At 49.4% G+C, this 13592-nt stretch carries 11 protein-coding genes; 5 read left to right on the top strand and 6 right to left on the bottom strand.

Annotated features, from left to right (window positions below; translation table 11 throughout):
- Positions 1-153: 153 nt before the first annotated feature.
- A complete protein-coding gene (locus KVT36_RS05135; RefSeq protein WP_217602424.1) occupies positions 154-540 on the bottom strand; it encodes a VOC family protein in 387 nt (128 codons plus the stop codon).
- 138 nt (positions 541-678) lie between these two features.
- A complete protein-coding gene (locus KVT36_RS05140) occupies positions 679-1266 on the bottom strand; it encodes a TetR/AcrR family transcriptional regulator (RefSeq protein WP_217602425.1) in 588 nt (195 codons plus the stop codon).
- A gap of 166 nt (positions 1267-1432) precedes the next feature.
- Between KVT36_RS05140 and KVT36_RS05145 the strand changes: the two genes are divergently transcribed.
- From KVT36_RS05145 to KVT36_RS05165, 5 genes are all read left to right on the top strand, one after another.
- Positions 1433-3583, top strand: coding sequence for a glycoside hydrolase family 3 N-terminal domain-containing protein (locus KVT36_RS05145; RefSeq protein ID WP_217602426.1), 2151 nt, complete (start codon positions 1433-1435; stop codon positions 3581-3583).
- A gap of 169 nt (positions 3584-3752) precedes the next feature.
- Positions 3753-4139, top strand: a complete 387-nt coding sequence (locus tag KVT36_RS05150; RefSeq protein WP_217602427.1) for a hypothetical protein — start codon at positions 3753-3755, stop codon at positions 4137-4139.
- A gap of 50 nt (positions 4140-4189) precedes the next feature.
- Positions 4190-5167: a YihY/virulence factor BrkB family protein gene (locus KVT36_RS05155; protein WP_217602428.1), complete on the top strand. Its 978-nt coding sequence runs from the start codon at positions 4190-4192 to the stop codon at positions 5165-5167.
- A gap of 110 nt (positions 5168-5277) precedes the next feature.
- Positions 5278-7482 (top strand): transferrin receptor-like dimerization domain-containing protein, encoded by a 2205-nt coding sequence (locus tag KVT36_RS05160; RefSeq protein WP_217602429.1) that lies wholly within the window; start codon positions 5278-5280, stop codon positions 7480-7482.
- A 19-nt stretch (positions 7483-7501) separates the two neighbouring features.
- Positions 7502-8620, top strand: a complete 1119-nt coding sequence (locus KVT36_RS05165; protein ID WP_217602430.1) for a serine hydrolase — start codon at positions 7502-7504, stop codon at positions 8618-8620.
- Positions 8621-8632: 12 nt separating this feature from the next.
- Here KVT36_RS05165 and KVT36_RS05170 read toward each other — a convergent pair whose 3' ends face one another.
- The 4 genes from KVT36_RS05170 to KVT36_RS05185 all read right to left on the bottom strand — a co-directional run bounded on the left by KVT36_RS05170 (position 8633) and on the right by KVT36_RS05185 (position 13527).
- Positions 8633-9859 carry an ABC transporter permease gene (locus KVT36_RS05170; protein ID WP_217602431.1) on the bottom strand — a complete coding sequence of 409 codons (1227 nt, stop codon included), beginning with the start codon at positions 9857-9859 and terminating at the stop codon, positions 8633-8635.
- Positions 9860-9870: 11 nt separating this feature from the next.
- Positions 9871-10614 carry an ABC transporter ATP-binding protein gene (locus tag KVT36_RS05175; RefSeq protein ID WP_254639841.1) on the bottom strand — a complete coding sequence of 248 codons (744 nt, stop codon included), beginning with the start codon at positions 10612-10614 and terminating at the stop codon, positions 9871-9873.
- Between the two features lie 197 nt (positions 10615-10811).
- Entirely contained in the window at positions 10812-12113 is a 1302-nt protein-coding gene (locus KVT36_RS05180; RefSeq protein WP_217602432.1) for an efflux RND transporter periplasmic adaptor subunit, read from the bottom strand.
- A 73-nt stretch (positions 12114-12186) separates the two neighbouring features.
- Positions 12187-13527: a TolC family protein gene (locus KVT36_RS05185; RefSeq protein WP_217602433.1), complete on the bottom strand. Its 1341-nt coding sequence runs from the start codon at positions 13525-13527 to the stop codon at positions 12187-12189.
- Positions 13528-13592: the final 65 nt, after the last annotated feature.

Raw genomic sequence — 13592 nt, forward strand, 5'->3', positions numbered from 1 at the left:
TATTGCGGATTAACGGCTGTTTGACCCATCACTGGCAGCAGGCCGGCATGACACTCGTGTGATACTCGTGCGCAACTGCTGCGCAATTGGTATTAAAAGCGCATAACATCCCTATTAAAAGCGCATAACATCAGGGGTAAAAGCGCATGAGGGTTAATTACTGCTGCTTACTTCCACTAATATTCCCCCTGGCGCATAACAGTAGAACGTAACAGAACTAAACCCGCCCCGTTTTAATTCCTCCACCTCATTAGCGGTAAAACCGGCTGCTGTAATGGCCGCATGTTTTTCGCGCACCAGCTCCGGTGTATCTACGAAAAAGCCGATGTGAAAGTTTTTAGGATAACCGCTTTCGGTACCGGTAATATGGGCCTCCTTAGCCTGCATCAGGTTCAGGATAAAGCCGTCTTCACCTTCCAGCACGGCAAATTTATCGCCGCCACCCTGCATGGGCAATGCCGTAAAATCAAAGTGGGTGGTAAAGAAATCCTTTACCGCAGGTACATCTGCCACCGGCAGGTTGGCATGATTGAGTTTCATCAGTAGTGTTTTAGTGTGTATATAATAAGCAGAATGCTTAATGCCGAACGCTTAACGCTTAATGCGCTGTGCGTTGTTCCAGTACAACATAGGGCCCTAAACAAAAAGGCTTCCGCTTTATGCTTTATGCTTTCCGCTTTATGCTTTAAGCGCTTTAACCACCAGCCCAAACGCCTGTTTCATTTTCTGCTCGCTTAGGGAAAAAGGTTTACCGCCCATGCTGCTCTGGTCCAGGTGAAATTTAATAAGTATGTAAAACGGGCCATAGGCCAGGGCCCATAATATTTCCGGCGGCAGGTCCACGATCTCTTTGCGTTGAATGGCATTTTTAGTGAACTGCTGCATGGCCACCCGGAAAGGGCTTTCCTTAATATCCTGGTGTTTGATCAGCGGCGAGTTGCGGAACTGTTCAGAGAAATGATAGTGCAGCGGGTACTTTTGTACGTACTTATACCGGTTCTTCCACTGCTGCCACAAACCTTCTTCAAAAGACATGGCAGGGTCAAAGTTCTTCAGCACCTCCTTTGCAAAGATCTCATCCACCGCAATATATACCTGGTTCAGAAGGTCCTCCCGGCTTTTGAAATAAATGTAAATGGTGGAGGCCGATAAATTGGCCGCCTTTGCCAGCTTTTGCATGCTTAACCCGTCAAAGCCTTCCTGCACAATCAGTGCAATGGCCTGCTCCCGGATCAGCGTCTCTTTATTTTCATCTCTTAAACGCATATCGGGAACAAAGATAAACGAATGTTCGTTCTTTTAAAAATTATTTTTTTCTATTAAAATGATATCAGCCTGGGTTAATTACTGCACAACAATATTATTTTACCAGAAAATGCCGTTTCTTTAAGCCCCATTTGTGAACATTGAACCTTAAGCTAATCTTAATCTGATGTTGAAAAAAATTTACCAGCTGGCAACCGTACTTGTATTAATGGCAGGCAGCCTGTATGCACAGCAGCCCGTATTCCGGAATGCCCAGGCGCCGGTGGATGCGCGCGTAAAAGACCTGTTAAAAACCCTTACGCTGGATGAGAAGATCTCCCTGTTAGGGTTTAACAGTCCTGCCATTGACCGCCTGCAAATTCCCTCTTACAACTGGTGGAACGAGGCGCTGCATGGCATTGCCAGGGCAGGAGAGGCCACAGTATACCCGCAGGCCATTGGCATGTCGGCCACCTTTAACCAGGCCCTGGTGCAGGAAGTAGCCAACACCATTTCCACGGAAGCCCGCGCCAAATACAACCTGTCGGTAGCCATGAACCGCCGCCTGTGGTACATGGGCCTCGATTTCTGGACGCCTAATATTAACCTGTTCCGTGATCCACGCTGGGGCCGCGGCCAGGGAACCTATGGTGAAGATCCCTTTCTCACCGCCAGCATAGGCACCTCATTTATCACCGGCCTGCAGGGTACAGATCCCATGCACCTGAAAACCGCCGCCTGCGCCAAACACTTTGCCGTGCACAGCGGACCGGAAGCAGACCGCCATACGTTTAACGTACAGATAGATGAAAAAGACCTGCGCGAAACTTATTTATATGCCTTTAAACACCTGGTAGATGCACATGTGGCCTCTATCATGTGCGCTTATAACCGCGTGAACGGGGAGCCTTGCTGTACCGGTAAAACGCTGCTGCAAACCATCCTGCGCGATGAGTGGGGCTTCAGCGGACAAACCGTAACAGACTGCGGTGCGCTGGATGATATTTACACACGCCACAAAGCCATTCCCACCCGCCTGGAAACAGCTGCTGCAGCAGTAAAAGCTAAAGTAGGCATGGAGTGCGGCACCATTTTGCAGAAAGATGTAAAGGAAGCCGTAGAAAAGAAATTGCTTACCGTAGCAGATGTGGACAGCGCTTTAAGCCAGAACCTGCGCACGCAAATGAAGCTGGGTATGTTTGATGAAAATGGCCTGGCTCCGTATAACCGTTATGGTGCGGACAGTGTGCACAATGCCTACCATGTAGCGCTGGCGCGTAAAACCGCAGAACAGGGTATGGTATTGCTGAAGAACAACGGCGTGCTGCCCCTGCAGAAAGAAAAATACAGCTCCATTATGGTGCTGGGTTCCAACGCAGCCGCAGCAGATGCGCTGGTAGCCAACTATCACGGCATTAACGGCAACCTGGTAACCTTTGCAGAAGGTATTGCCGCAGCAGCTGGTCCTGCCACTGCAGTACAATATGACCTGGGCTGTGATTATAAGGATACCGTACATTTTGGCGGTATATGGGCAGCAGAGAACAGTGATGTAAGCATTGCTGTAATAGGTTTAACACCGGTGCTGGAAGGAGAAGAGGGCGATGCATTCCTTTCTGCTTCCGGCGGTGATAAAGCTACGCTTAGCCTGCCCGCATCCCAGCTGGCGTTTATGAAAAAGCTGCGCGCCGCACACAAGAAACCTATTATTGCCGTAGTAACAGCCGGCAGCGCGGTTGATATTGCAGCCATTGAACCTTATGCCGATGCTATTATATTGGCCTGGTACCCCGGTGAGCAGGGTGGTGCAGCGCTGGCGGATCTTGTGTTTGGCAATGTATCACCTTCCGGTCACTTACCGGTAACATTCTACCGCTCCCTGAACGACCTGCCGGATTATAAGGACTACAGCCTCAAAGGCCGTACCTACCGCTATTTCAGCGGGGAAGTGCAGTATCCTTTTGGGTTTGGATTAAGCTACACTACTTTCAGCTATGCATGGGCACAAGCACCTAAGAACGTATATGCATTAAAAGATACCATCCACTTTACTGTGAATGTGCAGAACACCGGTAACTATGATGCGGATGATGTGCTGCAGGCTTACATACAGTACCCGCAAATGGACCGCATGCCCCTGAAAGAGCTGAAAGGCTTTAAACGCGTAAGCGTGAATAAGGGCGGGCAGCAAACCGTGGAATTAAGTATTCCTGTAAGCGAGCTGCAAAAGTGGGACCTGCCCACCGGTAAATGGAAATTATACAAAGGACAATACACCGTAGCCATTGGCAAGAACGCCAATGAAATGGTGCTGCAGCAAAAATTTGCAGTAAAATAAACTAAAAGCAAAAACACCTGAATAGCTTTTTGCTTTCAGCTTTCCGCTTTCAGCCAAATGCAGCCATGCCGGTACCGGGTGGCTGCATTTTACTTTTGTGCACAGCAATAATCCCCCGCCTGCCACGTTAAAATGGTAGAGTCATATTAATGTATTAAACAACCTGCTTATGCGTTTTCCCCTGAAAATATTTACTGCCCTATGTGCTGTAATACTGCTGTACAGCTGTTCCAGGGGCGTATTCCAGTCAAAAAGCAACCAGGCATACCAGGCGCCTGCTATGGGAGCAGAATCCCGCTTTGATGAAGGACTGCGCCGGGAAAAACATCCGCAGCAGCTGTTCAATAAAAAAGAGCGTAAGGATATGGAGAAGATGGGCTGGATCGGCGCTGATAACCGCGCTGCACCTAATACCCGCGTAACACCAGGCCGTGCAGACAGCCTGCTGACGGGCAAAACAGACAGCACCCATACTGCCATGGATAGCACCGCCGCCCCAAAAGATACCATCATTCGTACCCCTGCAGATACAGCGCATCACCCCACCAGCTATTAATACTACAGGCTGGCACTTTAATTGACCTCATAAAGTGCTCAACTTTGTTTATGAGGAAATTTTCAATAAGGGATTTCTGGAAAGTGCTCCGGCACACCGGTAAAAGTTTTGGAACAGACCAGGTGCTCAGGCTGAGCGCATCGCTGGCCTTTTACACGGTTTTTTCATTAGGCCCCATGATGATCGTCATCATTTTCCTGGCCGACCTTTTCTGGGGGCGCGAGGCCGTGGAAGGCAGGATCTACACGCAGGTCAGCGGCCTGATAGGCAGTAAGGCCGCGCTGCAGATCCAGGAGGTAATGAAGAATGCAACGCTGGACAGCGCCAATGTATTTACCGCCGCAGTAGGCTTTATTGCCCTGCTCATAGGCGCTACCACTATTTTTACAGAGATCCAGGAAACCATTAACAGCATGTGGCGCTTAAAGGTAAAATACCGCAGGGGATTGGTGCAGCTGCTGTTAAGCCGCCTGCTGTCGTTCTCCCTGGTGCTGGGACTGGGCTTTTTATTGCTGGTATCATTGATGATCAATGCGCTGGTAGAAGGTTTTATGGACCAGCTGCGGGAACATTTTCCACATACTGCCATCATGCTGTTCTACATTACTAACCTGGTGCTTACGTTCGTGATCATATGGTTTCTGTTTGCTATCATCTACAAGGTATTGCCGGATGCGTTGATCCGCTGGAAAGATGTGGCCGCCGGGGCTTTTTTTACCACGCTGCTGTTTATGCTGGGAAAGTTCATCATTACCTTTTACATAGGCCGCAGCAATATAGGCAGCGCTTATGGCGCAGCCGGGTCTTTGGTGGTGCTGTTATTATGGATCTATTATTCCGCCATTATTTTATATGTTGGCGCGGAGTTCACCAAATTCTACGCCCTGCAGTTTGGCGCAGAGATCCGGCCCAGCAGTTATGCTGTAATGTACCAGGTAACAGAGGTAGAAAGTCACCGCCACAATGTGCAGGAAAATGAAAAAGAGGAGGAGCGTAAAAGAGCAGCGCAGCACAAAAAAGGCCGGTAATTTTTTTCTGCTTGTTTAATAACAGGATTCGCCGTATTATTAACTATACTATAGGGAACCACCAACCAAATATCCGGATCGCAACATCATCTGCCTATAAAATAATCATCATGAAGTTAACTATTACGCTTAGCGCGGCCGCTTTGGCATGGAGTATTTGCACGCCCGTTATTGCTCAGCAAAAAGCAGCCAGCACACAGCTGGAAACCCGTTTTGATCAGCAGCTTAGCAGCGCCCATATAGGCGCCACCATTAAGGAATTGTCTGCAAAGCCCCACCACCTGGGCTCTGCAGAAGGTAAAAAAGTAGCCGAAGCCATTGTAGGGAAGTTTAAGAGTTATGGGTGGGATGCCCGCATTAACACCTATAAGGTGCTGTTTCCCACGCCTAAAACACGGGTGCTGGAGCTCACCGCTCCTGTAAAGTTCACGGCTACGCTAAAAGAGCCGGCCCTGAAAGAAGATGCTACCTCCGGCCAGGAAGGACAGCTGCCTACCTATAATGCCTGGGGCGCAGATGGGAATGTAACAGCGCCGCTGGTGTATGTGAACTACGGTTTACCCGAAGATTATGAAACATTGGAACGTTTAGGCATAGACGTGAAGGGCAAGATAGTAATAGCGCGTTATGGCCGCTCCTGGCGTGGTATTAAACCCAAGGTAGCCTCAGAGCACGGCGCTATTGGTTGTATCATTTATTCCGATCCTAAAGAAGATGGGTATTATGAAGGCGATGTATATCCCAAAGGTGCCTTTAAAAGTGAATATGGGGTACAGCGCGGTTCTGTAATGGATATGGTTATTTATCCCGGCGATCCGTTAACGCCCGGTGTAGGCGCTACGGAAAATGCCCAACGCCTGGAGCGCACACAGGCTGCTACCATCCTGAAAATACCAGTGCAGCCCATCAGCTATCATGATGCGCAGCCTTTGCTGGCAGCCCTGGAAGGACCAGTAGTACCGGCCGGATGGCGGGGCGCATTGCCCATTACCTACCATACAGGGCCGGGTAAAGCTACCGTACATTTGGAGGTAACCTACAACTGGGATCTGGTGCCTGCATACGATGTAGTAGCCACCATAAAAGGCAGCCAGTACCCGGATGAATGGGTGATACGCGGTAACCACCATGATGCCTGGGTAAATGGCGCCGGTGACCCCATTAGCGGGCTGGCGGCCATGCTGGAAGAAGCTAAGGCCATTGGCGCGCTTGTTAAAAGCGGTTACCAGCCTAAACGCAGCCTGGTATACTGCGCCTGGGATGGCGAGGAACCAGGCCTTTTAGGATCTACAGAATGGGTGGAAGATCATGACAAAGAGCTGCAGCAAAAAGCCGTAGCCTATATTAATACAGATGGTAATGAACGCGGTTTCCTGGGCATGGGCGGCTCACACGCCCTTACCAAATTAATGGACGGCATAGCCAAAGACGTAACCGATCCGCAAACCAAAGTAAGCGTATATGAAAGGGCCAAAGCAGCGGCGGTGGTGAATGCAGCGCCCGCGGGCCGCAAAGCAGCATTGGAAAAGAAAGGCATTACCCTTTTTGCGCTGGGCTCCGGCTCCGATTACTCGCCCTTTTTCCAGCACCTGGGCGTGCCTTCTTTAAACCTGGGTTTTGGCGGTGAAGGGGATGGGGGAGAGTATCATTCCATTTATGATTCCTACGACCAGTATTCCCGCTTTAAAGATCCGGATTTCAGCTACGGTGTAGCGCTGGCGCAGGTAGCCGGCCGTGCAGTTTTACGTTTAGCCGATGCTGATGTATTGCCATTTGATTTCACGGATCTGTATAAAACCATCAGCGGTTATGTAAAGGAGCTCACCGAACAGGCCGACCAGCTGCGGGAAAACACCGTGTTGGAGAACCGTTTGATAAAAGAGCATAGCTACCAGCTGGCTGCTGATCCTAAAAAGCCTTTTACTGCGCCTAAAGCAAAAGCGGAAGTGCCTTACCTGGATTTTTCCGCCCTGCAGAATGCCCTTGTAAAGCTGGACCATTCCAGCAGCACACTGGCCGATTCAATTGCTGCAACTACAATAACCGCTGCAGCACGCCAACGCTTAAACGAAGCCTTGTACCAGGCGGAACAAAGTTTGCTGGTAAGCCAGGGATTACCCAAACGGCCCTGGTTTAAGCACAGCATTTATGCACCCGGCTTTTATACCGGTTACGGCGTAAAAACCTTACCCGGTATCCGCGAAGCAATAGAACAGCGTAACTGGAAAGAGGCACAGGAGCAGATAGCAGTGGTAGCAGGAGCTGTAACTAAGTTCAGCGCAAAGCTGGATGAGATCACAGGGCTGGTAAAGTAACTTACATAATCATGCACAGATGAAATTTATTTTAACCCTTACATTATTCTTCACAACGGTTTCGCTCCATGCACAAACTGATGCGCAAAAATATGAGTCATTAATCCCTGAGATCAATAAGATCATAAAGAAAACAAAAGCAGTAGGTGTAAGCATTGCTATTATTGAGAATTATAAAGTAGTATGGGCAAAAGGCTTTGGGTTAAAAGAAGCTGGTACGCAGGATAGCGTAACCGCCACCACGCTTTTCCAGGCCGCTTCCATGAGCAAGCCGGTAACGGCATTAGCGGTAATGAAAAAGGTGCAGGAAGGAAAGATCTCATTAAGTGAAGACATCAATAAACAGCTTACTTCCTGGCAGCTGCCTGATAATGAATATACAAAACAGTCAAAGGTGAATGTGAAGGAGCTGCTAAGCCATACCGGCGGTATTTCCGGCGCTGTATTCCGGCATTATACAAGGAAAGATACCTTACCCACTATTGTACAGGCATTGAACGGGCAGGCCCCTGCCATTAATGAGCCGGTACGGGTAACGTGGTATCCCGGGAAGTATGTGTATTCGGCCGGTGGTTACTCCATCCTGGAGCTGTTGTTAATGGATAAGGAAAAGAAAACGTATCCTGCTATCATGGAACAAACAGTGTTGGCGCCGCTTCAAATGGAGCACAGCACTTTTGACTATCATTTGCCGGGAAAGGAATTTGCCAGTGGCCATCTTAAAAAGAATGCAGTAATTGAAGATAAATACATGGTTATATACCCCTTCAGCTTCGGGGGGCTTTGGAGCACACCGGCAGATCTGGCGCGGTTCCTGGCCGAAGTGCAGCTATCCTTAAAAGGAGAGCAGGGCCATATACTGGACCAGGAGCATACCCGCCTGATGCTAACACCTGTTACCAATACCAGTGGCAGCCAATATGCTTTAGGGTTCACCATCGCAAAGAGAGGGCCTGTGAATTTTTTTGGGCATGACGGGCATAATTACGGGTATATATCCAGCATGCTGGCCAGTCTGGAAGGTGGGTACGGAATGGTTATAATGACCAATTCTGAAAACGGCTGGAAAGCCGTTAACAAGATCAAAAAATTAGTAGGCCGCAAGTACTGGGCCCTGGGGCCGTATCATCCGCACTAAGCAATTTGTAATTCACTCATACCGCAGCGCTTCTATAGGATCCAGCCTGCTGGCCTTTACTGCCGGGTAATAACCAAAGAACACACCGGTTACCGTACAAACAATAAACGATAACACAATAGAGCTTTCAGATACCAGCGTGGGCCAGGAAAGGAATACCGTAATCAGTTTGGAGGCTGTTATCCCCAGCGCAATACCGATCAGCCCACCGGTAATGCTGATAAGGATGGCCTCTATCAGGAACTGCAGCAGTATATCAATCCCTCTGGCGCCAATAGACATGCGTAATCCTATTTCTTTGGTACGCTCCGTTACAGAAACATACATGATGTTCATGATACCAATACCGCCCACTACCAGGGAAATGCCGGCTATGGCGGCTAACAGCACCGTGAGCAGCTGGCTGGTGGAGCTGAAGGTATTGATCAGCTCTGCCTGCGTACGTACGGTAAAATCATCATCATCGCCGGTTTTGAGCTTATGCGCGGTGCGCAGGATCTGCGATACTTCTTCCGTAGCCAGCGTAGAGCTGCTCTCGTCAATAGCCGATGCAAAGATGTTCTGTATATACGGGATGGCCAGTATGCGCTTCTGCACCGTGGTGTAGGGCGCCAGGATAATATCGTCCTGGTCCTGCCCAAATGCATTTTCTCCTTTTTCACTCAGCACGCCAATGATCTTAAAAGGGATCTTGTTAAAACGGATGGTTTTACCCACGGGGTTTTCTCCGCCGCTGAACAGGTTCTCCACAACTGTTTGTCCAATGAGGCAAACTTTGGTGGCTGCCTTTACATCATTATCGCCGAAAGCTACGCCCTCTTTCAATGGCCAGTCGCGTATATCCAGGTAACTAGGGCTTACACCCTGTATGCTGGTAGGCCAGTTCAGCGCACCGTTAATAGCCTGCCCTTTGCCGGATACCTGTGGCGATACGGCTGTAATATATTTTGCCTGTTGTTCAATGGCCTTTATATCGTCCAGCTTCAGGGTTTGCAGGCTGGTAGCATCCAGCCTTGCGCCGCCGCCCACGCTGGTATTGCTGTTGGGCCGTATGGTGATCATGTTGGAGCCCATGCTGGATAGCTGATCCTGTATGCTTTGTTTGGAACCCTGGCCGATGGCCACCATTGCAATCACCGCCCCCACGCCAATAATAATACCCAGCATGGTGAGGAAGGCCCGCAGCTTGTTACGTTGCAGTGCCCGTAAGGCTATCCGTATGAGGTTGAAGAAGTTCATGGTTTTGTTTTTTAATAATCATCCGCCACCGGCAGCTCGCTTAGCGCCTGCCGTGCAGACCGTACATTTTCATTCTTGCTGTCGCGGATCACTTTACCATCGCGCAGCATTACGGTACGGCTGCTAAAGGCGGCAATATCCGGTTCGTGTGTTACGAATACAATCGTTTTGCCGGCCTGGTTCAGCTCCTGTAGCAGCGCCATGATCTCGTATGAAGTGCGGGTGTCCAGGTTGCCGGTAGCTTCATCGGCCAATATCATTACCGGCTCGTTCACCAATGCACGGGCAATGGCTACACGCTGCTGCTGCCCGCCGGATAGCTGGTTTGGCATATGATCCAGGCGCTCTGCCAGCTTCACTGCTTCCAGCGCTTTCACGGCCCGTTCCTTCCGGTCGTGGGCAGTAAGCCCGGAGTTGTAGAATAAGGGCAGCTCCACATTTTCCAGCGCGCTGGTACGCGCCAGCAGATTATAGGACTGGAACACAAAACCGATCTTGCGGTTACGCAGCCGCGCCAGCTCATCCCGCGATAGCTTACTGATATCCACGCCATCCAGCTGGTATACCCCTGAGGTAGGTTTATCCAGGCAGCCCAATAAATTCAGCAGCGTAGTTTTGCCGCTGCCGCTGCTGCCCATAATAGTTACAAATTCTCCGGTTGTTACCTCAAACGATACGCCTTTCAGCGCGCGAACAATCTCCGTACCCATTCTAAACTCCCGCTTCAGGTCATGTAGCTCTAGTATCTTACCCATTTCATTATAGTTTCATTATCATTCACTCCGCACATCTCAGCTTCAAAACTTTATTAACTCATCCCATTCTCATCCATTCATCATCAGCATCCTGTATCCTCTTTTATCCAGCTATTTATCATTTAACTCCATCGCTCATTATAAAAACCAGCATATTAGCACATCAGCACATTAGCAAATTTCAAACATCTGCACATCTACCTCGGTCCTGTTCCTCCGCCACTGCGGCTGCTGCCACCTCTGCCCGGCCTTGTCGGCATAAACGGGCTTTTCGTTGCGGCGTTCTTTTCCTTTTTAGTAACACGTCTTGCATCATTCACCACAATATCCGACGTATCCAGCCCGCTCATTACCTGCACATTAGTTTCATCATTCAGTCCTGTCATAATACGGCGGCGCATAAGGGTATCGCCCCGTTTGATCCATACTGCAGCAGGACGTGCCGCTTCATCCGGAGAGGTTAAGCGTTTAGTGGTATCCGTTTGTGTTCTCAAAGTATCCGGGCGTTTGCTGCGGTAAAAGCCAGGTTCTGTTTTGCCATGAGAGGTATCCCTTCGCCCTATGATCACATAATCTTTCAGCAGGGCGGAATCCGGTTTGAATTTCAGCGCTTTTGCGCTTACCAGCAAAGCATTCTTGGCTTCTTTGGTGTAGATGGTGATGTTGGCCGTCATGCCGGGTTTCAGGCGCATGTCGTTATTGGGCGCGTCTATGATGGTAGTATAGGTAACCACGTTAGCAGAAGTGCTGGGCTGCAGGCGTACTTCCTGCACGGTGCCGTTAAATACATCGTCCGGGAACGCATCCACGGTAAAGGTTACACGCTGTCCTTTTTCCACGTTGCCAATATCCGCTTCATCCACGCTGGCCTGTACCTGCATTTTAGTAAGGTCTTTTGCTAAAATAAAAAGGGTAGGGGTGTTAAAGCTGGCTGCTACTGTTTGCCCTATGTTCACACTCCTGTTTAACACCACACCGTCAATAGGAGAATAAATGTTGGCATACGAAAGGTTTTTGTTGGCTGATTGCAATTGTGCTTTAATTGCCGCCACATTAGCTTTGGCGCTGTTGAACTGGTACAGGGCCGTTTCATAATCGGCCTTGCTGATAGCGCCTACATTGTACAGCTGCGATTGACGGCTGTAGTTACTTTGCTGGAACACCAGCTGGTCCTGAGCAGCAGCCAGGTTGGCCTGAAACTGATCCACCTGCGCCTGCAACAATGATTTATCCAGCTCCGCTATCAGCTGGTTCTTTTTCACCTGCGTATTAAAATCCGCATAAATAACGCGGATGGTGCCGGATACCTGTGTACCTACAGACACTGTATCCACCGGCTGTATAGTGCCGGTAGCCGTAATGGCATTGGCAATAAAACCATACACCGGTTTTTCTGTATCAATCATCACCGGATCTTCCTTATGCCTGAAGAACAGGAACCAGATGGCTACTGCTGCTATAATGATGATGCCTGTTATTAACCATTTATATCGTTTCATTTGTGCTTGTTTGTCGTTTTATTTGCCAAATGGAATCTTTGATTTCATTTGCTGTTGTTTATCGTTTTATCCCTTAATTATTAGTAACCGGTTCTCCTATATAAAACTCGTAGATCCTGGTATTCAGGATGGCGCCATACTTAGCCTGTATAAATGCCTGCAGCGCCTGTACATACAGGTTCTTTTGCACGGCAAGGTCAGTTATATTCACCGCGCCTATTTTCATTTGCTCTACACTAATGCGGTAACCCTCTTCACTGGCCACCAGCTGTTTTTCCGCAGCTTTGTATTGCTCCTGTGCGTTCTGCAGGTTCAGGTAAGATTGCTCTACCTGCTGTGTTAACACGGTTTTGGTATCCTGCAGGGTTAACCTGGCCTGGTCTATCTGGATCTTTGCACGCGCTTCATTGGCCTTGTTCACCCGGTTGCTGAAAATGGGAATACCTAATGTTAATCCTGCACGCTGGTAAAAGTTATTATCCAGCTGCTGCCAGTAGCTGTTTGACTGGTTATCGGAAAACCCGCTGGATAAGGTACCGCCCAGGCTAAGCGTGGGTTTATAACCTGCTTTGGCTTTTTCCAGCCCTACTTCCGCAATGGTTACGCCCAGCTCTCCGTTCTTTACTTCCGGCCTGGTTTGCAGGGCAATACGTTGCGCTTCTTCCAGTGATGGTACAGGTTTTTCTGCCCGTAACGTATCCGGCTGTACGATGGAAAAGGTATAGGCTGTAGGCAGCTGCAATACCTGTTTCAGGGTTAGTAAATTCTGCCGGTAAGTGTTTTGCGCAACTACCAGCGAGTAAGCATCTGTGGCCTGCTGGGCTTCCAGCTGTACCAGGTCTTTACGGGCAATGCTGCCGGCGTTAAAGAGCTGTTGTCCCTGTTGCAGCTGCGCCTGCGAGGTTTGTACCAGGTCTTTTACATACACAATGTTCTCGCCCGCCAGTAAAATGTTCAGGTATGCCTGTGTGATCTGCAGGGTAATGTCGTTCTCCGCCTGCTGCATGTTCAAATTGGCGGTCTGCAGCAGCAGGTTCTTTTCGCGGATGTCATTACGCAGGTACCCGCCCTGGTATAAGATCCAAGTGGAGCTTAGCGCATAGTTGCTGGCCAGACTGGATTGTGTTTGAAAGCCACCTACTACGGGGTTGGTATTCTTGGAATTAGTGAAGGATTGGGTAACCGTACCTCCCAGGCTGGGGAGCCGTGCTGCGCGGGATTGCAGCAGGTCCTGCTCACTGGAGGCCTGGCTCAGGCGAAGGCTGCTTAACTGAATATTATGTGCTCGCGCATAATCCAGGCATTGTTGCAGGCTCCATTTATCCGGCAAACCGGCTGTAGTGGAATCCTGCGCCAGTAAAGGTCCTGCACCGGCGATCCATAAGACCGCCATGAAAATAATGATCCTGTTCATGGTATATCCTGTTCGTAATACATTAAGCCTTTTGCAATAGCGGAATGAAAGGGTATAGCCGGATG

Origin of the sequence: Chitinophaga sp. GbtcB8 (assembly GCF_019091455.1) — a bacterium.
In the GTDB taxonomy this organism is placed as follows: domain Bacteria; phylum Bacteroidota; class Bacteroidia; order Chitinophagales; family Chitinophagaceae; genus Chitinophaga.